This window comes from Mesobacillus selenatarsenatis SF-1, from assembly GCF_000813125.1.
GTDB classification, from domain to species: domain Bacteria; phylum Bacillota; class Bacilli; order Bacillales; family Cytobacillaceae; genus Mesobacillus; species Mesobacillus selenatarsenatis.
Genome location: NZ_BASE01000070.1, coordinates 1 through 20,549, shown reverse-complemented (window position 1 = coordinate 20,549; position 20,549 = coordinate 1). Strand labels below are relative to the sequence as shown.

36 protein-coding genes are annotated in these 20,549 nt (G+C 43.6%); 35 read left to right on the top strand and 1 reads right to left on the bottom strand.

Going from position 1 to position 20,549, the window contains the following annotated elements; genetic code table 11:
• The first annotated feature begins 18 nt into the window (after positions 1–18).
• The 35 genes from rplC (at position 19) to rpsI (ending at position 19,228) form a co-directional block, all read left to right on the top strand.
• Positions 19–648, top strand: a complete 630-nt coding sequence (gene rplC, locus TY49_RS13965) for a 50S ribosomal protein L3 (RefSeq protein WP_041966525.1) — start codon at positions 19–21, stop codon at positions 646–648.
• Positions 649–674: 26 nt separating this feature from the next.
• Positions 675–1,298, top strand: coding sequence for a 50S ribosomal protein L4 (rplD, locus tag TY49_RS13960; RefSeq protein ID WP_041966524.1), 624 nt, complete (start codon positions 675–677; stop codon positions 1,296–1,298).
• A complete protein-coding gene (gene rplW, locus TY49_RS13955; protein ID WP_041966523.1) occupies positions 1,298–1,582 on the top strand; it encodes a 50S ribosomal protein L23 in 285 nt (94 codons plus the stop codon). Before rplD ends, rplW begins: the two co-directional genes overlap by 1 nt.
• Before the next feature lie 29 nt (positions 1,583–1,611).
• On the top strand, positions 1,612–2,442 hold the full coding sequence (rplB, locus tag TY49_RS13950) for a 50S ribosomal protein L2 (RefSeq protein WP_041966522.1): 831 nt from the start codon (positions 1,612–1,614) through the stop codon (positions 2,440–2,442).
• 57 nt (positions 2,443–2,499) lie between these two features.
• Entirely contained in the window at positions 2,500–2,778 is a 279-nt protein-coding gene (gene rpsS, locus TY49_RS13945) for a 30S ribosomal protein S19 (RefSeq protein WP_023626426.1), read from the top strand.
• 18 nt (positions 2,779–2,796) lie between these two features.
• On the top strand, positions 2,797–3,138 hold the full coding sequence (rplV, locus tag TY49_RS13940) for a 50S ribosomal protein L22 (RefSeq protein ID WP_023626425.1): 342 nt from the start codon (positions 2,797–2,799) through the stop codon (positions 3,136–3,138).
• Between the two features lie 3 nt (positions 3,139–3,141).
• On the top strand, positions 3,142–3,798 hold the full coding sequence (gene rpsC, locus TY49_RS13935) for a 30S ribosomal protein S3 (RefSeq protein WP_023626424.1): 657 nt from the start codon (positions 3,142–3,144) through the stop codon (positions 3,796–3,798).
• Position 3,799: 1 nt separating this feature from the next.
• Positions 3,800–4,234 carry a 50S ribosomal protein L16 gene (rplP, locus tag TY49_RS13930; RefSeq protein ID WP_023626423.1) on the top strand — a complete coding sequence of 145 codons (435 nt, stop codon included), beginning with the start codon at positions 3,800–3,802 and terminating at the stop codon, positions 4,232–4,234.
• Positions 4,224–4,424 carry a 50S ribosomal protein L29 gene (gene rpmC / locus TY49_RS13925; RefSeq protein ID WP_023626422.1) on the top strand — a complete coding sequence of 67 codons (201 nt, stop codon included), beginning with the start codon at positions 4,224–4,226 and terminating at the stop codon, positions 4,422–4,424. The genes rplP and rpmC overlap by 11 nt, the downstream gene beginning before the upstream one ends.
• A gap of 19 nt (positions 4,425–4,443) precedes the next feature.
• Positions 4,444–4,707: a 30S ribosomal protein S17 gene (rpsQ, locus tag TY49_RS13920; RefSeq protein ID WP_041966521.1), complete on the top strand. Its 264-nt coding sequence runs from the start codon at positions 4,444–4,446 to the stop codon at positions 4,705–4,707.
• Between the two features lie 40 nt (positions 4,708–4,747).
• On the top strand, positions 4,748–5,116 hold the full coding sequence (gene rplN / locus TY49_RS13915) for a 50S ribosomal protein L14 (RefSeq protein ID WP_023626420.1): 369 nt from the start codon (positions 4,748–4,750) through the stop codon (positions 5,114–5,116).
• A gap of 34 nt (positions 5,117–5,150) precedes the next feature.
• The gene (gene rplX, locus TY49_RS13910; RefSeq protein WP_041966520.1) at positions 5,151–5,462 is read left to right on the top strand and encodes a 50S ribosomal protein L24; all 312 of its coding nucleotides are present in this window, start codon (positions 5,151–5,153) and stop codon (positions 5,460–5,462) included.
• A gap of 26 nt (positions 5,463–5,488) precedes the next feature.
• Positions 5,489–6,028, top strand: coding sequence for a 50S ribosomal protein L5 (gene rplE, locus TY49_RS13905; RefSeq protein ID WP_041966519.1), 540 nt, complete (start codon positions 5,489–5,491; stop codon positions 6,026–6,028).
• A gap of 25 nt (positions 6,029–6,053) precedes the next feature.
• Positions 6,054–6,239: a 30S ribosomal protein S14 gene (rpsN, locus tag TY49_RS24285; RefSeq protein ID WP_009499044.1), complete on the top strand. Its 186-nt coding sequence runs from the start codon at positions 6,054–6,056 to the stop codon at positions 6,237–6,239.
• A 30-nt stretch (positions 6,240–6,269) separates the two neighbouring features.
• The gene (rpsH, locus tag TY49_RS13900; RefSeq protein WP_023626417.1) at positions 6,270–6,668 is read left to right on the top strand and encodes a 30S ribosomal protein S8; all 399 of its coding nucleotides are present in this window, start codon (positions 6,270–6,272) and stop codon (positions 6,666–6,668) included.
• Positions 6,669–6,700: 32 nt separating this feature from the next.
• Complete coding sequence (gene rplF / locus TY49_RS13895; protein WP_041966518.1) at positions 6,701–7,237, top strand: 50S ribosomal protein L6; 537 nt, start codon at positions 6,701–6,703, stop codon at positions 7,235–7,237.
• 32 nt (positions 7,238–7,269) lie between these two features.
• Positions 7,270–7,629, top strand: coding sequence for a 50S ribosomal protein L18 (gene rplR, locus TY49_RS13890; RefSeq protein ID WP_023626415.1), 360 nt, complete (start codon positions 7,270–7,272; stop codon positions 7,627–7,629).
• A gap of 24 nt (positions 7,630–7,653) precedes the next feature.
• The gene (gene rpsE / locus TY49_RS13885; RefSeq protein ID WP_041966517.1) at positions 7,654–8,154 is read left to right on the top strand and encodes a 30S ribosomal protein S5; all 501 of its coding nucleotides are present in this window, start codon (positions 7,654–7,656) and stop codon (positions 8,152–8,154) included.
• 13 nt (positions 8,155–8,167) lie between these two features.
• Positions 8,168–8,350 (top strand): 50S ribosomal protein L30, encoded by a 183-nt coding sequence (rpmD, locus tag TY49_RS13880; RefSeq protein ID WP_023626413.1) that lies wholly within the window; start codon positions 8,168–8,170, stop codon positions 8,348–8,350.
• A 31-nt stretch (positions 8,351–8,381) separates the two neighbouring features.
• The gene (rplO, locus tag TY49_RS13875; RefSeq protein WP_041966516.1) at positions 8,382–8,822 is read left to right on the top strand and encodes a 50S ribosomal protein L15; all 441 of its coding nucleotides are present in this window, start codon (positions 8,382–8,384) and stop codon (positions 8,820–8,822) included.
• Positions 8,822–10,117, top strand: coding sequence for a preprotein translocase subunit SecY (gene secY, locus TY49_RS13870; protein WP_041966515.1), 1,296 nt, complete (start codon positions 8,822–8,824; stop codon positions 10,115–10,117). Before rplO ends, secY begins: the two co-directional genes overlap by 1 nt.
• A gap of 58 nt (positions 10,118–10,175) precedes the next feature.
• On the top strand, positions 10,176–10,826 hold the full coding sequence (locus TY49_RS13865) for an adenylate kinase (RefSeq protein ID WP_041966514.1): 651 nt from the start codon (positions 10,176–10,178) through the stop codon (positions 10,824–10,826).
• The gene (map, locus tag TY49_RS13860) at positions 10,826–11,572 is read left to right on the top strand and encodes a type I methionyl aminopeptidase (RefSeq protein ID WP_041966513.1); all 747 of its coding nucleotides are present in this window, start codon (positions 10,826–10,828) and stop codon (positions 11,570–11,572) included. The genes TY49_RS13865 and map overlap by 1 nt, the downstream gene beginning before the upstream one ends.
• A 226-nt stretch (positions 11,573–11,798) precedes the next feature.
• Positions 11,799–12,017, top strand: a complete 219-nt coding sequence (gene infA / locus TY49_RS13855) for a translation initiation factor IF-1 (protein WP_019157108.1) — start codon at positions 11,799–11,801, stop codon at positions 12,015–12,017.
• A gap of 34 nt (positions 12,018–12,051) precedes the next feature.
• Complete coding sequence (gene rpmJ / locus TY49_RS13850) at positions 12,052–12,165, top strand: 50S ribosomal protein L36 (RefSeq protein WP_003156543.1); 114 nt, start codon at positions 12,052–12,054, stop codon at positions 12,163–12,165.
• 23 nt (positions 12,166–12,188) lie between these two features.
• Complete coding sequence (gene rpsM, locus TY49_RS13845; protein ID WP_041966512.1) at positions 12,189–12,554, top strand: 30S ribosomal protein S13; 366 nt, start codon at positions 12,189–12,191, stop codon at positions 12,552–12,554.
• A 24-nt stretch (positions 12,555–12,578) separates the two neighbouring features.
• Positions 12,579–12,968, top strand: coding sequence for a 30S ribosomal protein S11 (gene rpsK / locus TY49_RS13840; RefSeq protein ID WP_041966511.1), 390 nt, complete (start codon positions 12,579–12,581; stop codon positions 12,966–12,968).
• 176 nt (positions 12,969–13,144) lie between these two features.
• Positions 13,145–14,089 carry a DNA-directed RNA polymerase subunit alpha gene (locus TY49_RS13835; RefSeq protein WP_041966510.1) on the top strand — a complete coding sequence of 315 codons (945 nt, stop codon included), beginning with the start codon at positions 13,145–13,147 and terminating at the stop codon, positions 14,087–14,089.
• 79 nt (positions 14,090–14,168) lie between these two features.
• Positions 14,169–14,531, top strand: coding sequence for a 50S ribosomal protein L17 (gene rplQ, locus TY49_RS13830; protein ID WP_041966509.1), 363 nt, complete (start codon positions 14,169–14,171; stop codon positions 14,529–14,531).
• A gap of 423 nt (positions 14,532–14,954) precedes the next feature.
• Positions 14,955–15,794 (top strand): energy-coupling factor ABC transporter ATP-binding protein, encoded by an 840-nt coding sequence (locus TY49_RS13825; protein WP_041966508.1) that lies wholly within the window; start codon positions 14,955–14,957, stop codon positions 15,792–15,794.
• Complete coding sequence (locus TY49_RS13820) at positions 15,770–16,639, top strand: energy-coupling factor ABC transporter ATP-binding protein (protein ID WP_041966507.1); 870 nt, start codon at positions 15,770–15,772, stop codon at positions 16,637–16,639. The genes TY49_RS13825 and TY49_RS13820 overlap by 25 nt, the downstream gene beginning before the upstream one ends.
• Entirely contained in the window at positions 16,636–17,433 is a 798-nt protein-coding gene (locus TY49_RS13815; protein ID WP_041966506.1) for an energy-coupling factor transporter transmembrane component T family protein, read from the top strand. The genes TY49_RS13820 and TY49_RS13815 overlap by 4 nt, the downstream gene beginning before the upstream one ends.
• Before the next feature lie 5 nt (positions 17,434–17,438).
• Positions 17,439–18,203, top strand: a complete 765-nt coding sequence (truA, locus tag TY49_RS13810; RefSeq protein WP_041966505.1) for a tRNA pseudouridine(38-40) synthase TruA — start codon at positions 17,439–17,441, stop codon at positions 18,201–18,203.
• A gap of 175 nt (positions 18,204–18,378) precedes the next feature.
• On the top strand, positions 18,379–18,816 hold the full coding sequence (gene rplM, locus TY49_RS13805; protein WP_041966504.1) for a 50S ribosomal protein L13: 438 nt from the start codon (positions 18,379–18,381) through the stop codon (positions 18,814–18,816).
• A gap of 19 nt (positions 18,817–18,835) precedes the next feature.
• Positions 18,836–19,228, top strand: a complete 393-nt coding sequence (gene rpsI / locus TY49_RS13800) for a 30S ribosomal protein S9 (RefSeq protein WP_023626399.1) — start codon at positions 18,836–18,838, stop codon at positions 19,226–19,228.
• 409 nt (positions 19,229–19,637) lie between these two features.
• Here rpsI and TY49_RS13795 read toward each other — a convergent pair whose 3' ends face one another.
• A complete protein-coding gene (locus TY49_RS13795) occupies positions 19,638–20,330 on the bottom strand; it encodes a hypothetical protein (protein ID WP_041966503.1) in 693 nt (230 codons plus the stop codon).
• Positions 20,331–20,549 lie beyond the last annotated feature (219 nt).

Genomic DNA, 20,549 nt, shown 5'->3' with positions numbered 1-20,549 from the left:
ACAGGAGGTGTGACTGAAATGACCAAAGGAATCTTAGGAAGAAAGATTGGTATGACTCAAGTATTTGCTGAAAACGGCGACCTTATCCCGGTTACTGTTGTAGAAGCTTCTCCAAACGTAGTGCTTCAAGTGAAATCTGCTGAGACAGATGGCTACGAAGCAATTCAGCTTGGCTTTGAAGACAAGCGCGAAAAGCTCTCTAACAAACCTGAAAAAGGCCACGTTTCAAAAGCAAACACTGCTCCTAAGCGCTTCGTAAAAGAATTAAACGGAGTCGATGTAGCAGGATATGAAGTTGGTCAGGAAGTCAAAGTTGATATTTTCGCAGAAGGCGATATCGTAGATGTTACAGGAATCTCAAAGGGTAAAGGTTTCCAAGGTGTAATCAAGCGCCACGGACAATCTCGCGGACCAATGGCTCACGGTTCTCGTTACCACCGCCGCCCTGGTTCAATGGGTCCTGTTGCTCCAAACCGCGTATTCAAAGGTAAACTTCTACCTGGACGCATGGGTGGAGAGCAGATCACTGTTCAAAACCTGCAAATCGTTAAAATTGACGCAGAGCGTAACCTTCTTCTAATCAAAGGAAACGTTCCTGGCGCTAGAAAAGCCCTTCTAAAAATCAAAGCTGCTGTAAAAGCTAAGTAATTTTTACAGGAAAGGAGGAAACAAGAATGCCTAAAGTAGCATTATTTAACCAAGCTGGTTCACAAGTTGGAGATATCGAACTTAACGATTCAGTATTTGGTATTGAGCCTAACAACCACGTAATGTTCGAAGCAGTAGTAATGCAGAGAGCTTCATTACGTCAAGGAACTCATAAAACTAAAATTCGTTCTGAAGTAGCGGGCGGTGGACGTAAGCCGTGGAAACAAAAAGGAACTGGACGTGCGCGTCAGGGTTCTATCCGTTCTCCACAATGGCGCGGTGGCGGTACTGTATTCGGTCCTGTTCCACGCAGCTACAGCTATAAATTACCTAAAAAAGTTCGTCGTTTAGCAATCAAATCTGCTTTATCATCAAAAGTACATTCTGAAAACATCCTTGTTCTTGAAAGCCTTGCTTTTGAAGCTCCAAAGACAAAGGAATTCAAAACTGTACTTAGCGGTCTTTCTGTTAATAAGAAAGTCCTGATCGTAACAGCAGGTCTTGAAGAGAACGTAGCACTTTCAGCACGTAACATTCCTGGAGTAACTGTTGTTACTGCTGATGGAATCAACGTATTGGATGTTCTAAATCATGATAAGCTGATCATGACAAAAGCAGCTGTTGAAAAAGTAGAGGAGGTGCTTGCATAATGGATGCACGCGATATCATTAAGCGCCCCGTTATAACAGAACGTTCTTCTGATCTAATGACTGAAAAGAAGTACACTTTCGAAGTTGACACTAGAGCTAACAAAACTCAAGTTAAAGACGCGATTGAAACTATTTTCGGCGTAAACGTTGAAAAAGTTAACATCATGAATTACAAAGGTAAGTTCAAGCGTATGGGCAAGTTCGGCGGTTACACAAATAAGCGTCGTAAAGCGATCGTTAAACTTACTCAAGACAGCAAAGAAATCGAATTCTTCGAAGTATAATAATCCAATAAGAAGAGGAGGGAAACGAAATGGCGATTAAAAAGTACAAACCTACCTCCAACGGTCGTCGTAATATGACAGCATCTGATTTTGCTGAGATTACAACTGACAAGCCGGAAAAATCCTTGCTTGCTCCGTTGCACAGAAAAGGCGGTCGTAACAACCAGGGTAAGTTAACTGTTCGTCATCAAGGTGGCGGCCATAAGCGTCAGTACAGAATCATCGACTTTAAACGTACAAAAGATGGCATTCCAGGACGCGTTGCCACAATTGAGTATGATCCAAACCGTTCAGCAAACATTGCGTTAATTAATTATGTGGATGGTGAAAAGAGATACATCCTAGCTCCTAAAAACCTAGTAGTAGGTATGGAAGTTATGTCTGGCCCAACAGCTGACATTAAAGTAGGTAACGCTCTTCCACTAGCAAACATCCCAGTTGGTACAGTAGTACACAACATCGAATTGAAGCCTGGCAAAGGCGGACAATTAGTTCGTTCTGCAGGTACTTCTGCACAGGTTCTTGGTAAAGAAGGCAAATATGTATTGATTCGTTTGAACTCAGGCGAAGTACGTATGATCCTTTCTGAGTGCCGTGCAACTGTAGGTCAAGTTGGTAACGAACAACACGAATTGATCAACATCGGTAAAGCAGGTCGTTCACGCTGGTTAGGCAAGCGCCCAACAGTTCGTGGATCTGTAATGAACCCTAACGATCACCCACACGGTGGTGGTGAAGGACGCTCCCCAATCGGACGTAAATCACCAATGTCACCATGGGGCAAGCCGACTCTTGGTTTCAAGACTCGCAAGAAGAAGAACAAATCCGACAAGTTTATTGTACGTCGTCGTAAAAAATAACGGGATTGAGCTACGGTTCGCGGGAACCGTAGGGCAATCACGAAGGGAGGTTCAATCATGGGTCGTAGCTTAAAAAAAGGACCTTTTGTTGATGAGCACTTAATCACAAAGATCGAAAAGTTAAATGAAACTGAAGCGAAGAAAGTTGTTAAGACTTGGTCTCGCCGTTCAACGATCTTCCCACAATTCATCGGACACACGATTGCTGTCTACGATGGTCGCAAACATGTACCTGTTTATGTCACTGAAGACATGGTAGGCCACAAGCTTGGAGAATTCGCTCCAACTCGTACTTACAAAGGACATGGTAATGACGATAAGAAAACAAGACGTTAATGAGAGGAGGGCATCCAAATGCAAGCTAAAGCTGTTGCAAGAACAGTTCGTATTGCTCCTCGTAAAGCTCGACTAGTTCTAGATTTAATTCGAGGAAAGCAAGTTGGTGAAGCGGTAGCTATCTTAAACCTTACCCCTAAGGCAGCTTCTCCAATCGTAGATAAAGTGTTAAAATCTGCATTAGCAAACGCAGAGCACAACTATGAGATGGATGTTAATAACCTTGTCGTATCGGAAGCTTACGCTAACGAAGGACCAACGTTGAAACGTTTCCGTCCACGTGCTATGGGCCGTGCAAGTGCTATTAACAAACGTACTAGCCATATTACTATCGTTTTATCAGAAAAGAAGGAGGGATAATCAGTGGGTCAAAAAGTAAATCCAGTCGGTTTGCGTGTCGGAATCATCCGTGATTGGGAATCAAAATGGTACGCAGGCAAAGACTACGCTGATCTTTTACACGAAGACCTTAAGGTTCGTGAGTACATCACTAAGCGTTTACGCGATGCATCTCTTTCTAAAGTAGAAATCGAGCGCGCTGCAAACCGCTTGAATGTAACTGTCCACACAGCGAAGCCAGGAATGGTTATCGGTAAGGGTGGTACAGAAGTTGAAGCACTTCGTAAAGCGCTAAACGAACTTACAGGCAAACGTGTTCATATAAACATTCTTGAAATCAAAAAAGCTGATATCGAGGCGAAATTGGTTGCTGAAAACATCGCACGCCAATTGGAAAACCGCGTATCTTTCCGTCGCGCACAGAAGCAAGTTATCCAACGTGCAATGCGTGCTGGCGCTAAAGGTATCAAGACTATGGTATCCGGCCGTCTTGGCGGTGCAGACATCGCTCGTTCAGAACATTACAGCGAAGGAACAGTTCCACTTCATACTCTTCGTGCCGATATCGATTATGCTACTGCTGAAGCAGATACAACTTACGGTAAGCTAGGCGTTAAAGTATGGATTTATCGTGGAGAGGTCCTTCCTACGAAGAAGAAAAAAGAGGAAGGAGGCAAATAATATGTTATTGCCTAAACGCGTTAAATATCGCCGTCAACACCGTGGCAAGATGCGCGGTCAAGCCAAAGGCGGTACTGAAGTAAACTTCGGTGAATTCGGTTTGCAAGCTCTTGAAGCTTCTTGGATCACGAACCGTCAAATCGAATCTGCCCGTATTGCAATGACTCGTTACATGAAACGTGGCGGTAAAGTCTGGATCAAGATTTTCCCTCACAAGCCATATACTGCAAAGCCTCTAGAAGTCCGAATGGGTTCTGGTAAAGGTGCTCCTGAAGGTTGGGTAGCAGTTGTTAAACCAGGCAAAGTAATGTTTGAGGTTGCTGGCGTTTCTGAAGAGATCGCACGTGAAGCATTACGCCTTGCTGCACACAAACTTCCTGTAAAGTGCAAGTTTGTTAAACGAGAAGAAATTGGTGGTGAATCTAATGAAAGCTAATGACATTCGTGACCTTACCACTGCTGAAATTGAACAAAAAGTTAAATCATTAAAAGAAGAGCTATTCAACCTGCGCTTTCAATTAGCGACTGGACAACTTGAAAACACAGCTCGCATTCGTGAAGTACGCAAAGCGATTGCTCGCATGAAAACTGTAATTCGTGAACGAGAGATCGGCGTTAACAGATAATTGAGAGGAGGTTCTCACAATGAGTGAACGCAACCAACGCAAAGTTTATACTGGACGCGTTGTATCTGACAAGATGGACAAAACTGTTACTGTTCTTGTTGAAACATACAAAAAGCATTCATTATACGGCAAGCGTGTAAAATACTCTAAGAAATTCAAAGCTCATGATGAGCAAAACGAGGCAAAAATCGGCGACGTAGTACGTATCATGGAAACTCGTCCGCTATCTGCCACAAAACGTTTCCGCCTTGTAGAAGTGGTGGAAAAAGCTGTTATTATCTAATTGTTCGGATTAAGGTTTATTCCGAAGGGAGGTTACTCGCATGATCCAACAGGAAACACGTTTAAAAGTTGCTGACAATTCAGGTGCTCGTGAGGTTCTTACTATTAAAGTTTTGGGCGGTTCTGGCCGTAAGACTGCTAATATTGGAGACGTTATCGTTTGCACAGTAAAACAAGCAACACCAGGTGGCGTTGTTAAAAAAGGTGACGTTGTCAGAGCAGTTATCGTTCGTACAAAAACTGGTATGCGCCGTACAGACGGTTCTTACATCAAATTTGACGAGAATGCTTGTGTAATCATCCGTGACGATAAGAGTCCTCGTGGTACTCGTATCTTCGGACCAGTTGCACGTGAGCTTCGTGACAACAACTTCATGAAGATCGTTTCATTAGCTCCAGAAGTACTATAATCTATTTCAAATGCCTTTAAGGAGGTGCACACAGATGCATGTAAAAAAAGGTGACAAAGTAATGGTCATCTCTGGTAAGGACAAAGGCAAAACAGGGATCATCCTTGAAGCTTATCCAAAGCAAAGCCGTGTTCTTGTTGAAGGAATCAATATCGTGAAAAAACACGCTAAGCCTTCTCAAGTAAATCCACAAGGTGGAATCTTGAACCAGGAAGCACCTATCCATGTATCAAACGTAATGCCTGTAGATCCGAAATCCGGCAAGCCAACCCGAGTTGGTTACACTGTCGAGAACGGCAAGAAGGTACGCGTTGCTAAACAATCCGGTGAAGTTCTAGATAAATAGTCTATTGAAGAAGGGAGGTACAATCGATGAACCGCCTAAAAGAAAAGTTCAACAATGAAATTACTCCTGCTCTTATGAGCAAGTTTAACTATAAGTCAATCATGGAAGTTCCTAAACTTGAAAAGATCGTAATCAACATGGGTGTAGGTGACGCTGTTGCCAACGCTAAAGCTCTTGATGTTGCAGTTGAGGAATTAGCTACAATCACAGGCCAAAAGCCAGTCGTGACTCGTGCTAAGAAATCAATCGCTGGCTTCCGTCTTCGTGAAGGTATGCCAATCGGCGCGAAAGTAACACTTCGCGGTGAGCGCATGTACGAATTCATCGACAAGTTAATTTCAGTATCTTTACCACGTGTACGTGACTTCCGCGGGATTTCTAAGAAGTCTTTCGACGGTCGCGGTAACTACACACTTGGTGTTAAAGAACAGTTAATCTTCCCTGAAATTGATTACGATAAAGTAAATAAAGTACGTGGCATGGACATTGTTATTGTAACGACTGCTAACACTGATGAAGAAGCTCGTGAACTATTAACACAATTCGGAATGCCATTTCAAAAGTAATCTCTAATAAGAGGGAGGCGAAAACGTGGCTAAGAAATCAATGATTGCGAAACAAAAACGCACGCCTAAATATAAAGTACAAGAGTACACTCGCTGTGAGCGCTGCGGCCGTCCGCACTCTGTATACCGCAAATTTAAGCTTTGCCGTATTTGTTTCCGTGAATTAGCATACAAAGGACAAATTCCTGGTGTGAAAAAAGCTAGCTGGTAAAACTGAAAGCTCTGGAAGGAGGTAAATTAAATGGTCATGACAGATCCGATTGCAGATTTGCTAACTCGTATTCGTAACGCGAATATGGTTCGTCACGAAAAACTAGAAGTACCTGCTTCTAACATTAAAAAAGAAATCGCTGAGATCCTTAAGCGTGAAGGTTTCGTGCGTGACGTTGAATATATCGAAGACAATAAGCAAGGTATCATCCGTATCTTCTTGAAGTACGGTGCAAACAATGAGCGTGTTATCACTGGTCTTAAGAGAATCAGTAAGCCAGGACTTCGCGTTTATGCAAAATCAACTGAAGTACCACGTGTACTTAACGGTTTAGGTATCGCTCTAGTATCAACTTCAAACGGCGTTTTAACTGACAAAGAAGCTCGCGCTAAGCAAGTGGGCGGAGAAGTTCTAGCATACGTTTGGTAATAGATTTTTCTGAATGAATGGAGGTGCAACAAATGTCACGCGTAGGTAAAAAACCAATTGAAATTCCAGCTGGTGTTACTGTTACTCTTGATAACAATCACGTAACAGTAAAAGGACCAAAAGGTGAATTGTCTCGTACTTTTCACTCTGACATCGAAATCAAGATTGAAGAGAACGTAATCAACATTTCTCGTCCAACTGATAACAAAGAACATCGTGCATTGCACGGAACGACTCGTGCGGTTCTTGCTAACATGGTTGAGGGTGTATCTAAAGGATTCGAAAGAGGTCTTGAGCTAGTAGGTGTCGGTTACCGTGCAGCTAAGCAAGGTAACAAGCTTGTACTTAACGTAGGATACTCTCATCCAGTTGAAATCGAGGCAGAAAAAGGCCTTGAGATCGAAGTTCCTTCAAACACTAAGGTGATTATAAAGGGAACTGATAAAGAGCGTGTTGGCGCATTGGCTGCTAACATCCGTGACGTACGTCCACCAGAGCCTTACAAAGGCAAAGGTATTCGTTATGAAGGCGAATATGTACGCCGCAAAGAAGGTAAAACAGGTAAGTAATGCCGCATAGGTTAACGAAAGGAGTGACGTAAATGATTACGAAGGCTGATAAAAACGCTACTCGCCGTAAAAGACACGGTCGTGTCCGTGCGAAACTTAGCGGAACTGAAGCTCGTCCTCGTCTAAATGTGTTCCGTTCAAACAAGCACATTTATGCTCAACTAATCGACGATGTAAAGGGAGTAACTCTAGCGAGTGCTTCTACTTTAGATAAAGAAGTTAATGTTGAAGGCAATAACCTGGAAGCAGCAAAGCAAATTGGTGAATTGATCGCTAAGCGTGCTGTGGAAAAAGGTTATAAGTCAGTAGTATTTGACCGTGGCGGATACCTCTATCATGGCCGCATCCAGGCACTTGCTGATGCTGCCCGCGAAAACGGCTTAGAATTTTAATAAAAAAAGGAGGGACATACAAAGATGCGTCGTATTGATCCAAACAAACTTGAACTTGAAGAACGCGTAGTTACGATTAACCGTGTTGCTAAAGTTGTTAAAGGTGGACGCCGTTTCCGTTTTTCTGCTCTTGTAGTAGTAGGAGATAAAAACGGTAATGTCGGGATGGGTACTGGTAAAGCACAAGAAGTACCTGAAGCGATTCGCAAAGCTATCGAAGATGCGAAGAAGAACCTAATCCAAGTACCTATGGTTGGTACTACAATTCCACACCAGGTTATCGGACACTTTGGTGCTGGTGAAATCCTTCTGAAGCCTGCTTCTGAAGGTACAGGAGTTATCGCTGGCGGACCAGTTCGTGCGGTACTAGAATTAGCAGGTGTTGCTGACATTCTGTCTAAGTCACTTGGAACTAACACTCCAATCAACATGGTTCGTGCAACTCTTGAAGGTCTATCTCAACTTAAGCGTGCAGAAGACGTAGCAAAACTTCGCGGTAAATCTGTGGAAGAACTGTTAGGATAAGGAGGGAAATCAAATGGCTAACAAATTAGAAATTACCCTCACTCGCAGTCTGATCGGTCGTCCGCAAGATCAGCGCGAAACAGTTAAGGCTCTTGGCTTACGTAAAATGAACCAAACAGTTGAGCAACAAGATAATGCAGCAATCCGCGGCATGATCAACAAAGTTTCTCACCTTGTTACTGTAAACGAAAAATAATTTATCCTTTTTAAAATAAGGAGGTGCCAACATGAAACTTCATGAATTAAAGCCTGCAGAAGGTTCCCGTAAAGAACGCAAACGTCTTGGACGTGGTATCGGTTCTGGTCAAGGTAAAACTGCTGGTAAAGGTCATAAAGGTCAAAACGCTCGTTCTGGCGGCGGTGTACGCCCTGGTTTTGAAGGTGGTCAAACTCCTTTATTCCGACGCTTGCCGAAACGCGGTTTCACGAACATCAACCGCAAAGAGTACGCAGTCGTTAACCTTGATGCTTTGAACGTATTCGAAGATGGAACTGAAGTGACTCCAGAACTTTTAATTGAAACAGGTCTTGTCAGGAAAGAATTAGCGGGTATTAAAGTACTTGCTAAAGGAAGCCTTGAAAAGAAACTAACTGTTAAAGCTCATAAGTTCTCCTCTGCAGCCGAAGAAGCGATCAAAGCTGCCGGCGGTCAAACTGAGGTGATTTAATGTTCCAGACAATCTCCAATTTTATGCGCGTGGGTGAAATTAGAAATAAAATTCTCTTCACCCTTTTAATGTTGATTGTATTTCGACTTGGTACATTTATTCCTGTACCAAGCGTAAATGCAGATATTTTGAAAGCACAGGATGACATGAGTGTCTTCGGTGTGCTGAATACTTTCGGTGGCGGTGCGCTGCAGAACTTCTCCATCTTCGCGATGGGAATCATGCCGTACATCACTGCTTCAATCATCATCCAGCTCTTGCAGATGGATGTTGTGCCAAAGTTTACTGAATGGTCGAAACAAGGAGAAGTCGGTCGCCGTAAATTAGCTCAGTTTACCCGCTATTTCACGATCGTTCTCGGTTTCATCCAGGCCCTCGGTATGTCTTATGGCTTTAACAATATGGCAGGCGGATTATTGATCCAGAATGCCGGTATCGATACTTACTTGCTGATTGCTACGGTTTTGACTGCTGGAACTGCATTTCTTATGTGGCTCGGTGAGCAAATCACAGCAAAAGGCGTAGGAAACGGTATTTCAATCATTATCTTTGCAGGTATCGTTGCTGGTATTCCGACAATGGCCAACCAGATCTATGCACAGCAATTCTCTGATGCAGGGGACGCATTGTTCCTTCGCATTGTGACTATGCTGCTTATTCTATTGGCTGTTATCGCAATCGTAGTGGGTGTTATCTTCATCCAGCAGGCAACACGTAAAATACCAATCCAGTACGCTAAACGCATGAGCGCAGGAAACAACGCGGTTGGCGGCCAGAACACTCACCTTCCATTGAAAGTGAATGCTGCTGGTGTCATCCCAGTCATCTTTGCGATTTCGTTTATCGTTACACCTCCGACAATCGCTCAGTTCTTCGGCACTAATGATGTGACACTTTGGATCCAGAAGACGTTTGATTATACACAGCCGATCGGCATGATCGTATATGTGGCATTGATCATTGCGTTCACGTATTTCTATGCGTTCATCCAGGTGAATCCTGAACAGGTTGCCGAAAACCTGAAGAAGCAAGGTGGATATGTCCCAGGCATCCGTCCGGGCAAAAACACACAGGAGTACCTGACTAGGGTTCTATACCGTCTGACATTCGTTGGCGCGATTTTCCTTTCGGTAATCTCTGTGCTGCCAGTATTTTTCATTCAATTTGCTGGTCTGCCTCAATCCGTACAGATTGGCGGAACAAGCTTGCTGATCGTGGTCGGCGTTGCGCTTGAAACGATGAAGCAGCTTGAAGCTCAGCTTGTAAAACGCCATTATAAAGGCTTTATAAAATAAGATTTAGGGGACTCTCTAGTTCCCTGAATCTTTAATAGAGACTGAGGGGGGAAATCTTGTGAATTTGGTTCTGATGGGGCTTCCGGGTGCCGGGAAGGGCACGCAAGCCGATAAAATTGTTGGTAAATACAACATCCCTCATATCTCAACAGGAGATATGTTCCGTGCAGCTATCAAAGAAGGAACGGAACTTGGATTACAGGCGAAATCATTTATGGACAAAGGAGAGCTAGTTCCTGATGAAGTAACAATCGGGATAGTCCGTGAGCGCTTAAGCAAAGCTGACTGTGAAAATGGATTCCTCTTAGATGGATTCCCACGCACAGTAGCGCAGGCTGAAGCTCTGGATACTATGCTTGCTGATCTTGGCAAAAAAATCGATTTTGTCATCAACATTGATGTTGATCAAAGCATCTTAATGGAACGTCTGACAGGACGCAGGATTTGTAAGAACTGCGGCGCTACCTACCACCTTGTGTTCAACCCTCCTGCAAAGGAAGGCGTTTGTGACCGTTGTGGCGGCGAGCTTTACCAGCGCGCTGATGACAACGCCGAAACTGTTCAAAACCGTCTGGATGTAAATGTCCAGCAAACAAAGCCTCTGTTGAACTTCTATGAAGATAAAGGCTACTTACGCAATATTAACGGTCAGCAAGACATTGATGTCGTATTTGCTGATATCGAAGAATTGCTTGGGGGCTTAAATTAATGATCGTTTGTAAAACCTCTCGTGAAATAGAGATTATGCGAGAAGCAGGTCGCATTGTAGCGATGACTCACCAGGAGTTGAAAAAGCATATTGCTCCTGGCATTACAACTAAAGAACTGGATGCAATTGCCGAGGATTTCATCCGCAAACAAGATGCAACTCCTTCTTTTAAAGGTTATAATGGTTTTCGCGGCAGCATCTGTGCATCAGTTAATAACGAACTAGTTCACGGGATTCCTGGCGAACGGGTTCTTAATGAAGGCGACATCATCAGTATTGATATCGGAGCAAAGTACAACGGATACCACGGGGACTCTGCATGGACTTACCCGGTAGGAAAGATTGATGAGGAAGCCCAGCGTCTATTGGACGTTACTGAAGAGTCTTTGTTCAGAGGCTTGAAAGAAGCCAAACCAGGAGAACGTCTTTCGAACATCTCCCATGCGATTCAAACGTATGTGGAATCAGAAGGCTTTTCTATTGTTCGTGAGTATGTCGGCCATGGAATTGGGCAAGAATTGCATGAGGACCCGCAAATTCCTCATTACGGACCTCCTAACAGAGGACCTAGGCTGAAGCCTGGTATGGTTCTATGTATAGAACCGATGGTGAATGCAGGAAGCCGCTATGTTAATACGTTAGCCGATGATTGGACTGTTGTAACGGTTGACGGTAAAATGTGTGCCCATTTTGAGCATACAATCGCGATCACAGAAACTGGTTTTGAGATATTAACCCAAGCCTGAGTAAAGTGATTGGCCGTCTGGCTCTGTTGTTAGTCTTTAAATAGGCGGAAATGTGATTTCTATGCGGACGGGATGCCAGCTTTATGATATAATCATAAGGTTGAGTATTTCTCAATGTTATTCTCAATTGCTTGCTGCTTAGAACGTGTCACAAATAGGGAGCTACATTCCGTCAACGCGGAGTATATGATTTAATACGATTTGAATAAAGAAGGGAGACCAGTTTATGGCGAAAGATGATGTAATTGAAATTGAAGGCACAGTATTAGAAACTTTGCCTAATGCAATGTTTAAGGTAGAATTAGAGAATGGTCATACAGTGTTGGCTCATGTTTCCGGTAAAATTAGAATGCACTTCATTCGGATCCTGCCTGGAGATAAAGTAACAGTCGAGCTTTCTCCATATGATTTGACTCGCGGAAGAATTACTTACCGCTTTAAATAAACCGTGACTCCGTACTATCAAGGAGGTTAGAGTAATGAAAGTGAGACCATCTGTTAAGCCGATTTGCGAAAAATGTAAAGTTATTCGCAGAAAAGGCAAAGTTATGGTGATCTGTGAAAACCCTAAACATAAACAAAAACAAGGATAATTTTAAAGGAGGTGCGCATCTAGATGGCACGTATTGCTGGTGTAGATATTCCACGTGAAAAGCGTGTAGTTATTGCTTTAACATACATTTACGGAATTGGCAGACCAACTGCTGAAAAGGTTCTAGCTGAGGCTGGTGTTTCTGAAGACACTCGTGTTCGCGATCTTACTGAAGAAGAACTTAACAAAATCCGTGATATCATCGACAAGTTAAAGGTTGAAGGTGACCTTCGCCGTGAAATCTCATTAAACATCAAGCGTCTAATGGAGATTGGTTCATATCGTGGCTTGCGTCATCGTCGTGGATTGCCTGTTCGCGGACAAAACACGAAGAACAACGCACGTACTCGTAAAGGCCCACGTAAGACTGTAGCTAACAAGAAAAAATAATACGTAAAGGAGGGTAACATTTAAATGGCTCGTAAAACTAATACACGCAAACGCCGCGTCAAAAAGAATATTGAAAGTGGAGTTGCGCATATTCGTTCAACTTTCAACAATACTATCGTAACTATTACAGACGTACATGGTAATGCATTATCATGGTCTAGTGCAGGTGCGCTTGGTTTCAAGGGTTCACGTAAATCCACTCCATTCGCAGCACAAATGGCAGCCGAAGCTGCAGCTAAAACTTCCATGGAACATGGTTTGAAAACTTTAGAGGTAACTGTTAAAGGACCAGGTGCAGGTCGTGAAGCAGCAATTCGTGCTCTTCAAGCTGCAGGTCTTGAAGTTACAGCTATTAGAGATGTAACTCCGGTTCCACATAACGGCTGCCGCCCGCCAAAACGTCGCCGTGTTTAATTTTTCTGTATAGAATTTGTAGTCCTGTCTATAATGGGATATGATACAAATATTTTCTAGGTATACAGAAATCATTAATCCAGTTGTTGTGCACAAACGGGAACGTATACATGGGGGAATTTCGGTAAGGTAAAGAACCTGCCGGGGTTTCGACGTTTTGAAGGAGGGTATATTTGATGATCGAAATAGAAAAACCAAAAATCGAAACGGTTGAGATCAGCGATGATGCCAAGTACGGCAAGTTTGTCGTAGAACCGCTTGAGCGTGGATATGGTACAACTTTGGGTAACTCCTTACGTCGTATCCTATTATCCTCACTCCCAGGTGCAGCTGTCACATCGATTCAAATCGATGGAGTACTTCATGAGTTCTCAACAATTGAAGGCGTCGTAGAAGATGTAACATCAATCATTCTAAACGTTAAGAAATTAGCGTTGAAAATCTACTCTGATGAAGAGAAGACACTTGAAATCGACATACAGGGCGAGGGTCCAGTAACTGCATCTGGAATAACGCACGATAGTGATGTTGAAATCCTTAATCCGGATCTTCATATCGCTACTCTTTCAAGCAAAGGTTCATTGCGTATGCGCCTCACTGCAAGAAGAGGCCGTGGATACAATCCTGCTGTCCAAAACAAGCGGGAAGACCAGCCAATCGGTGTCATTCCAATCGACTCAATCTATACGCCGGTTTCACGCGTAACTTATCAAGTAGAAAACACTCGTGTAGGGCAAATGACGAATTATGACAAGCTGGTATTTGACGTATGGACAGATGGCAGCACTGGTCCTAAGGAAGCTATTGCACTAGGTTCTAAAATCCTGACTGAGCACTTGAACATTTTTGTTGGTTTGACTGACGAAGCTCAAAATGCTGAGATCATGGTAGAGAAAGAAGAAGACCAAAAGGAAAAAGTTCTGGAAATGACAATTGAAGAACTTGACCTTTCTGTTCGTTCATATAACTGCTTAAAGCGTGCCGGTATCAACACTGTCCAGGAGCTTGCTCACAAGACAGAGGAAGATATGATGAAGGTTCGCAACCTTGGCAGAAAATCACTAGAAGAAGTAAAAGCAAAACTAGAAGAGCTAGGCTTAGGCTTACGCAAAGATGACTAGTTAATGCAGATTAACTAGGCATTTTGCTGTCAGTACTAAAACTGCCGGTTTATGACTTCAACAAAGGAGGGAAACACTCATGGGATACAGAAAGTTAGGACGCACAAGTGCCCAGCGTAAAGCAATGCTTCGTGACTTAACAACTGATTTGATTATCAATGAGCGTATTGAAACTACTGAAACACGTGCGAAAGAGCTTCGTTCAGTTGTTGAGAAAATGATTACTCTTGGAAAGCGCGGAGATCTTCATGCTCGCCGTCAAGCTTCTGCTTGGGTTCGTAACGAAGTTGCAAACGCTGAAACAAACCAGGATGCAGTTCAAAAATTATTCGCTGACATCGCTCCACGCTATGCTGAGCGCCAAGGTGGATACACTCGTATTATGAAACTTGGACCACGTCGCGGTGATGGTGCGCCAATGGTAATTATCGAGTTAGTTTAATACCATTAAACACACTCAAACAAGGGCGATGGACAGTTTATACAAACTTGTTTCATCCCCTTTTTTTCTTATACTGAGGCCAAAAGCCCCTGTCGAAAACTGAAAAAAGCAGCACAAGCCAAAACGAGCGTTATGATGAGCAGGCCACTTGGAAAGAAGAGTTCACTGGCCCCATCGGCCGGTTACTTCAGGACTCTCCTGAATCGGTTAGCGATAGATGCTTCATCTATTTATAACCGGAGCTGTTCTGCCTGTCTCGTCTAGCTCATGTACCTCTCCCCAGTCCTAATAGGACCTGCAGTTGCGGATCGCTTCCGCCCGGGGAGAGGTGCAGGCTTTTTTTATATACAAAGAATTTTCATATTATAAAAAAGTAAAAACATAGAGAAGAGCCAGTTAAGAAGAGTTGAGAGGAGGGCGGAGATGAGCAAACCCTTAGTTAGAATAGAAAATGTATCTTTCAGTTATGTAGGGCAGCATACTCCCGCGTTAAAAAATATCAGTTTTGATATATTTGAAGGTGAGTGGCTTGCGATTGTCGGGCATAACGGATCTGGTAAATCTACGCTTGCAAAGCTTTTAAACGGCCTGCAATTTCCGCAGCAAGGTTCGATTGAGGTTTGTGGAGTCACTTTGTCAGAGGATACTGTATGGGATGTAAGAGAAAATGTAGGAATGGTTTTTCAAAATCCTGATAACCAATTCGTTGGAACAACGGTTCGCGATGATGTGGCTTTTGGTCTGGAAAATCACGGCATACCTAGAGAAACAATGGTAGAGCGCGTGCAGACTTCACTTGATAAAGTCAATATGGGAACCTTTCTAAATCAAGAGCCGCACCATCTGTCTGGCGGCCAAAAACAGCGTGTTGCCATTGCTGGTGTGCTTGCACTGCAGCCGTCGATCATTATTTTGGATGAAGCAACATCCATGCTTGATCCAAAAGGCCGTGCAGAGGTAATCAAAACGGTTCGTGAGTTGAAGGATCGTGAGAACATAACGGTCATTTCGATAACCCATGATCTTGAAGAAGCTGCGAAAGCGGACAGGATTATCGTCATGAACAAAGGGGAGCTATACCGTGAAGGAACTCCTGAGGAAATTTTTGAAATGGATGAAGAGCTGATTAAGCTGGGTCTGGATATTCCCTTCCCTGTAAAAATGAGCAAAATCATGCGTGAAAAAGGAATTACACTTACGAAATCATATTTGACAGAAGAAGAGCTGGTGACGGAACTATGGACATCTCACTCAAAAATGTAGAATATCGTTACCAGGCTGATTCCCCATTCGAGCGTCTCGCGATTTCAGATGTATCCATAGATGTACCTTCAGGAACGTATCTTGCGGTTATTGGCCATACAGGATCAGGCAAGTCAACTGTGCTGCAGCACTTGAATGCGCTTTTGAAGCCGACAAAAGGTTCTGTTCTGATCGGAAGCAGGGAAATCAAGGCTGGCCGGAAAGAGAAGAACTTAAAGGGTGTCCGCGAGAAGGTGGGTATTGTCTTTCAATTTCCCGAACATCAGTTATTCGAGGAGACGGTCGAAAAGGATATTATGTTTGGCCCGATGAATTTTGGCGTTACAGAAAAAGAAGCGAAGGCACGGGCAAGATCCGCAATCAATCTTGTCGGTTTACCGGAAGAAATCCTTGAAAAATCACCGTTCGATCTTTCAGGCGGACAAATGCGCCGTGTAGCCATTGCCGGAGTGCTGGCAATGGAGCCAGAGGTCATTGTATTGGACGAGCCTACTGCAGGTCTGGATCCACGCGGACGCAAAGAAATAATGGACTTATTTTATTCACTTCATAAAAAAAGAAATCTATCTACTGTACTTGTTACCCACAGCATGGAAGATGCTGCCCGCTATGCGGATGATATAGTCGTCATGCATCAGGGAAAGGTTTTTACAAAAGGGACGCCTGAACAGATTTTCTCGGATCCTAAGGCTTTATTGGAATTGGGACTGGATGTACCGGAAGTAGTTGGCTTGCAGTTGAAGATCGAAGAAGCCTTCAATACTAAGTTCAGCAAAATCAGCCTTTCCGAGGAAGAACTCGCCGAAATGGTGGCAGAGTTGATGGAAGGGGGCGGTCCAAAATGATGGAAAAAATGATCTTTGGCCGTTATGTGCCGGGAGACTCTATCCTTCATCGGATGGATCCGCGTTCCAAGCTGATCATCGTATTCCTTTTTGTGATTGTCGTATTTATCGCAAACAATGTTTTGACGTACGGAGTGTTAGCTGCTTATACGCTTATTATGGTCAGTCTGTCGAGGATTCCGCTGAGGTTCTTATACGGCGGACTCAAGCCAGTATTTTTTCTGGTGATCTTCACGTTCCTACTCCATATCTTCATGACAAAAGAAGGCGATGTCATCTTCGAATTGGGATGGCTGCAAATATATGAAGAAGGTCTCAGGCAAGGTATCTTCATTTCTCTAAGGTTCCTACTGCTGATTCTAATCACGTCACTATTGACCTTGACCACTACGCCAATCGAAATCACGGACGGACTGGAGACATTGCTGAATCCTTTAAAGAAATTAAAATTCCCCGTCCATGAGCTGGCTTTGATGATGTCGATTTCCCTGAGATTCATTCCTACGCTCATGCAGGAAACAGACAAAATCATGAAGGCTCAAACTGCCAGGGGAGTGGAGTATAACAGCGGTCCGATCAAAGACCGAATCAAAGCGATTGTTCCATTGCTAATTCCGTTGTTCATCAGTTCGTTTAAGCGGGCGGAGGAACTGGCAGTCGCAATGGAGGCACGAGGCTACAAGGGTGGCGAAGGACGCACCAAATACCGCCTGCTGACATGGGGTATGCCGGATACTATGATGATTCTGTTCCTGGCTGCAGTCACGGTTCTATTAATAGTTTTAAGAGGGTAATCATTATGCCGCGAATCAAATGCACAATTTCATACGATGGCACTGGTTTTTCCGGCTACCAGGTGCAGCCTGGCAAAAGGACTGTCCAGGGTGAGTTGGAAAAGGCTTTGGAAAAGATGAACAAGGGTACAAGCATCAGGGTCAGTGCATCTGGCCGTACAGACGCAGGAGTACATGCCCGCGGCCAGGTTATCCATTTCGACACAACGCTTGAAATTGAGCCTGCCAGGTGGCACATAGCGCTAAATTCATTATTGCCTGATGATATTTTCGTTCTTTCAGTAGACTTAGCGAAACCAGATTTTCATGCACGCTTTGACGCAGTTGGCAAGGAGTACCGTTATTTCTTGCTGCTATCCAAGCATCGGGACCCTTTCCAGCGGAACTATGCCTACCAGTTCCAGTATGAACTCGATCATGACGCAATGAGGAAAGCTAGCAAACAGTTGCTAGGGACACATGACTTCACTAGTTTTTGCTCAGCCAAAACAGAAGTAGAAGACCGGGTCAGGACGCTGAAGGAAATCGATTTTTACGAGGAGAACGGGTTCCTGGTATTCAGGTTTGTCGGTGATGGCTTTCTGTACAATATGGTCAGGATACTTGTAGGAACATTACTGGAGGTAGGGACAGGCAGGAGAGCCGCTGACAGCATGCTTCAGCTGCTTGCTAACCAGGACCGAACTCTCGCCGGCAAGACCGCTCCTGGTCACGGACTTTACTTGTGGAAGGTTTTTTATGACGAAGAAGTTTTAGCAATTCGAAAATAAATTTTAAAAAAATGATATGACAACTAATCCTGGTGTTGACAATCTCTCAACCACAGGTTAAGATATCATATGTATGTATTTTAAACCCACGATCAGCCCCGGAAGAGCTTTATCGTGTTTGAAAATATACCAACAATGAACTTGATTTTTTTTTGACTATTTAGGAGGGAAACTCATGCGTACAACGTTTATGGCAAATGCCAACAATATCGAGCGTAAATGGTACGTAGTTGACGCTGCAGGCAAGACTCTTGGTCGCCTTTCAACTGAAGTTGCAGCTATTCTACGTGGTAAACATAAACCAACTTTCACACCAAATGTTGACACTGGTGATCACGTAATCATCATCAATGCTTCACAGATCGAACTTACTGGTAAAAAACTTACAGATAAAATCTACTACCGCCACACAATGCACCCAGGTGGATTGAAGCAAAGAACAGCTCTTGAAATGCGTACTAACTACGCTGAAAAGATGCTTGAACTTGCAATCAAAGGCATGCTTCCAAAGAACTCTCTTGGACGCCAAATGTTTAAAAAGCTTCATGTATATGCTGGAAACGAGCATCCACATCAAGCACAACAACCTGAAGTTTACGAACTTCGCGGATAATTAAGAGGAGGTAATTAACTTGGCACAGGTTCAATATATCGGTACCGGTCGTCGTAAGAGCTCCGTTGCGCGAGTTCGTTTAGTACCAGGCACTGGAAAAATTACAATCAATGATCGTGAAATTGAAGACTATATCCCATTCGCAGCTCTACGTGAAGTAGTTAAGCAGCCACTTGTTGCTACTGAAACTGTAGGAAGCTACGATATCCACGTTAACGTAAATGGCGGTGGATACACTGGCCAGGCTGGCGCAATCCGCCACGGTATCGCTCGTGCGTTACTTCAAGCTGACCCAGAATTCCGTCCAACACTTAAGCGTGCTGGACTACTGACTCGTGACGCTCGTATGAAAGAACGTAAGAAATACGGTCTTAAAGGCGCTCGTCGTGCACCTCAGTTCTCAAAGCGTTAATCTTTACGCTTCGGAAAGGCTCTCAACCTCTGGTTGGGGGTCTTTTTTTATTATTGCAGGGAGGTGCGGGGAGGGAGGATCTCCAACTGGGAAAAAACCGGCTGAATTTCCAGTTCGCCAATATATTTTGATTTTCGCCAATAAGTGGGTGATTTTCGCCAATAAAAATTTAAAATCGCCAATAAAATGAAGAAATCGCCAATAAAATTGTGAAAATCGCCAATAAAATTTTTCAAGTGTTAAAAACAGTCGTTGACGAGCTGTTTAAAACGTAATTATTGTTGTTATCATAATAAAAGTAATTCGGATCCATGAGTAGATTGGTTATTTTGTTGTCCGAAATGCAAAAATCGGTGAGAAACTAGCCGAAAAAAGCGGAGGCATCATTCTATGCCCCCGCCTAAACTATTTAATCCTCATATCCCTGCATGGAATCCATATGGCTTGCGATCATCGCGATGATAGTTGGAGCCTCTTCCTTAGTGAAAATAAAGTTCGTTTCGTCTTTAATCATTTCATCATCCTCGGTCCAAATCCGGTTGATGCGGCGAAGGACCCCGTCACCTGTCTCCTCAACAAGGCCGAACTGGTAGGTAACCTCAACCTCATCCTCTTTTAAAAATGCTGTAACCTCAGGTGTCTCCCACTCAACATCGATTTCCTCAAGGATATCGTCTTCGTCTATAAGCTCCGCAACATATAGCTCATCATCTTCATCGATTCCGTCGTCTTCATAATATACCGTTTCATCCTCTTCCGTTGCATAAACGACATCAAGCTGATCCTCATCATCGTTTATGTAATCGTGGAAACCTTCATGAACCGCATCGACAATGTCATCAATATCCGAAAGAATGACACGCGCAGGCTGCTCCAGATCCTCATCAATGGTTTCCGTATAGAATTCTTCATTATGCGGATCAAAATATAATATATAGAAATAGTCTCTTTCACCATCATCATAATCCACAAAGAACTGTATCCTTGGATGCTTCGATCCTCTCTCAACCGCCATCTGGCCTTCCTGATCATATTTTTCGCAAATAGACTCAAGATGGTCCTGCAGCTCTCCAACTACACGATCAAACCATTCCATAGACATAGAAATCCATCCCTTCCTCTGTATTCTCGAATAGCTTGCCCTAATACGAACATTTTCTGTGTTAGTAAATTAGAGGAAAATCATATGTGAAAGGTTGCTGTACTCCGCCAAAGAGGAAGAACATACTACATTGCCCGAAAACGAGGGAATGAAATGAGGAAAAGAAGCGAAAACGGTAAAAGGAGAGCGTCTGCATTGCCCGAAAATGTGGGAAGGAAG

Coding starts and splice junctions, on each gene's coding strand:
- rplC (WP_041966525.1), top strand. CDS start 19: ATGACCAAAGGAATCTTAGGAAGAAAGATTGGTATGACTCAAGTATTT.
- rplD (WP_041966524.1), top strand. CDS start 675: ATGCCTAAAGTAGCATTATTTAACCAAGCTGGTTCACAAGTTGGAGAT.
- rplW (WP_041966523.1), top strand. CDS start 1,298: ATGGATGCACGCGATATCATTAAGCGCCCCGTTATAACAGAACGTTCT.
- rplB (WP_041966522.1), top strand. CDS start 1,612: ATGGCGATTAAAAAGTACAAACCTACCTCCAACGGTCGTCGTAATATG.
- rpsS (WP_023626426.1), top strand. CDS start 2,500: ATGGGTCGTAGCTTAAAAAAAGGACCTTTTGTTGATGAGCACTTAATC.
- rplV (WP_023626425.1), top strand. CDS start 2,797: ATGCAAGCTAAAGCTGTTGCAAGAACAGTTCGTATTGCTCCTCGTAAA.
- rplP (WP_023626423.1), top strand. CDS start 3,800: ATGTTATTGCCTAAACGCGTTAAATATCGCCGTCAACACCGTGGCAAG.
- rpmC (WP_023626422.1), top strand. CDS start 4,224: ATGAAAGCTAATGACATTCGTGACCTTACCACTGCTGAAATTGAACAA.
- rpsQ (WP_041966521.1), top strand. CDS start 4,444: ATGAGTGAACGCAACCAACGCAAAGTTTATACTGGACGCGTTGTATCT.
- rplN (WP_023626420.1), top strand. CDS start 4,748: ATGATCCAACAGGAAACACGTTTAAAAGTTGCTGACAATTCAGGTGCT.
- rplX (WP_041966520.1), top strand. CDS start 5,151: ATGCATGTAAAAAAAGGTGACAAAGTAATGGTCATCTCTGGTAAGGAC.
- rplE (WP_041966519.1), top strand. CDS start 5,489: ATGAACCGCCTAAAAGAAAAGTTCAACAATGAAATTACTCCTGCTCTT.
- rpsH (WP_023626417.1), top strand. CDS start 6,270: ATGGTCATGACAGATCCGATTGCAGATTTGCTAACTCGTATTCGTAAC.
- rplF (WP_041966518.1), top strand. CDS start 6,701: ATGTCACGCGTAGGTAAAAAACCAATTGAAATTCCAGCTGGTGTTACT.
- rplR (WP_023626415.1), top strand. CDS start 7,270: ATGATTACGAAGGCTGATAAAAACGCTACTCGCCGTAAAAGACACGGT.
- rpsE (WP_041966517.1), top strand. CDS start 7,654: ATGCGTCGTATTGATCCAAACAAACTTGAACTTGAAGAACGCGTAGTT.
- rpmD (WP_023626413.1), top strand. CDS start 8,168: ATGGCTAACAAATTAGAAATTACCCTCACTCGCAGTCTGATCGGTCGT.
- rplO (WP_041966516.1), top strand. CDS start 8,382: ATGAAACTTCATGAATTAAAGCCTGCAGAAGGTTCCCGTAAAGAACGC.
- secY (WP_041966515.1), top strand. CDS start 8,822: ATGTTCCAGACAATCTCCAATTTTATGCGCGTGGGTGAAATTAGAAAT.
- map (WP_041966513.1), top strand. CDS start 10,826: ATGATCGTTTGTAAAACCTCTCGTGAAATAGAGATTATGCGAGAAGCA.
- infA (WP_019157108.1), top strand. CDS start 11,799: ATGGCGAAAGATGATGTAATTGAAATTGAAGGCACAGTATTAGAAACT.
- rpmJ (WP_003156543.1), top strand. CDS start 12,052: ATGAAAGTGAGACCATCTGTTAAGCCGATTTGCGAAAAATGTAAAGTT.
- rpsM (WP_041966512.1), top strand. CDS start 12,189: ATGGCACGTATTGCTGGTGTAGATATTCCACGTGAAAAGCGTGTAGTT.
- rpsK (WP_041966511.1), top strand. CDS start 12,579: ATGGCTCGTAAAACTAATACACGCAAACGCCGCGTCAAAAAGAATATT.
- TY49_RS13835 (WP_041966510.1), top strand. CDS start 13,145: ATGATCGAAATAGAAAAACCAAAAATCGAAACGGTTGAGATCAGCGAT.
- rplQ (WP_041966509.1), top strand. CDS start 14,169: ATGGGATACAGAAAGTTAGGACGCACAAGTGCCCAGCGTAAAGCAATG.
- TY49_RS13825 (WP_041966508.1), top strand. CDS start 14,955: ATGAGCAAACCCTTAGTTAGAATAGAAAATGTATCTTTCAGTTATGTA.
- TY49_RS13820 (WP_041966507.1), top strand. CDS start 15,770: ATGGACATCTCACTCAAAAATGTAGAATATCGTTACCAGGCTGATTCC.
- TY49_RS13815 (WP_041966506.1), top strand. CDS start 16,636: ATGATGGAAAAAATGATCTTTGGCCGTTATGTGCCGGGAGACTCTATC.
- truA (WP_041966505.1), top strand. CDS start 17,439: ATGCCGCGAATCAAATGCACAATTTCATACGATGGCACTGGTTTTTCC.
- rplM (WP_041966504.1), top strand. CDS start 18,379: ATGCGTACAACGTTTATGGCAAATGCCAACAATATCGAGCGTAAATGG.
- TY49_RS13795 (WP_041966503.1), bottom strand. CDS start 20,330: ATGTCTATGGAATGGTTTGATCGTGTAGTTGGAGAGCTGCAGGACCAT.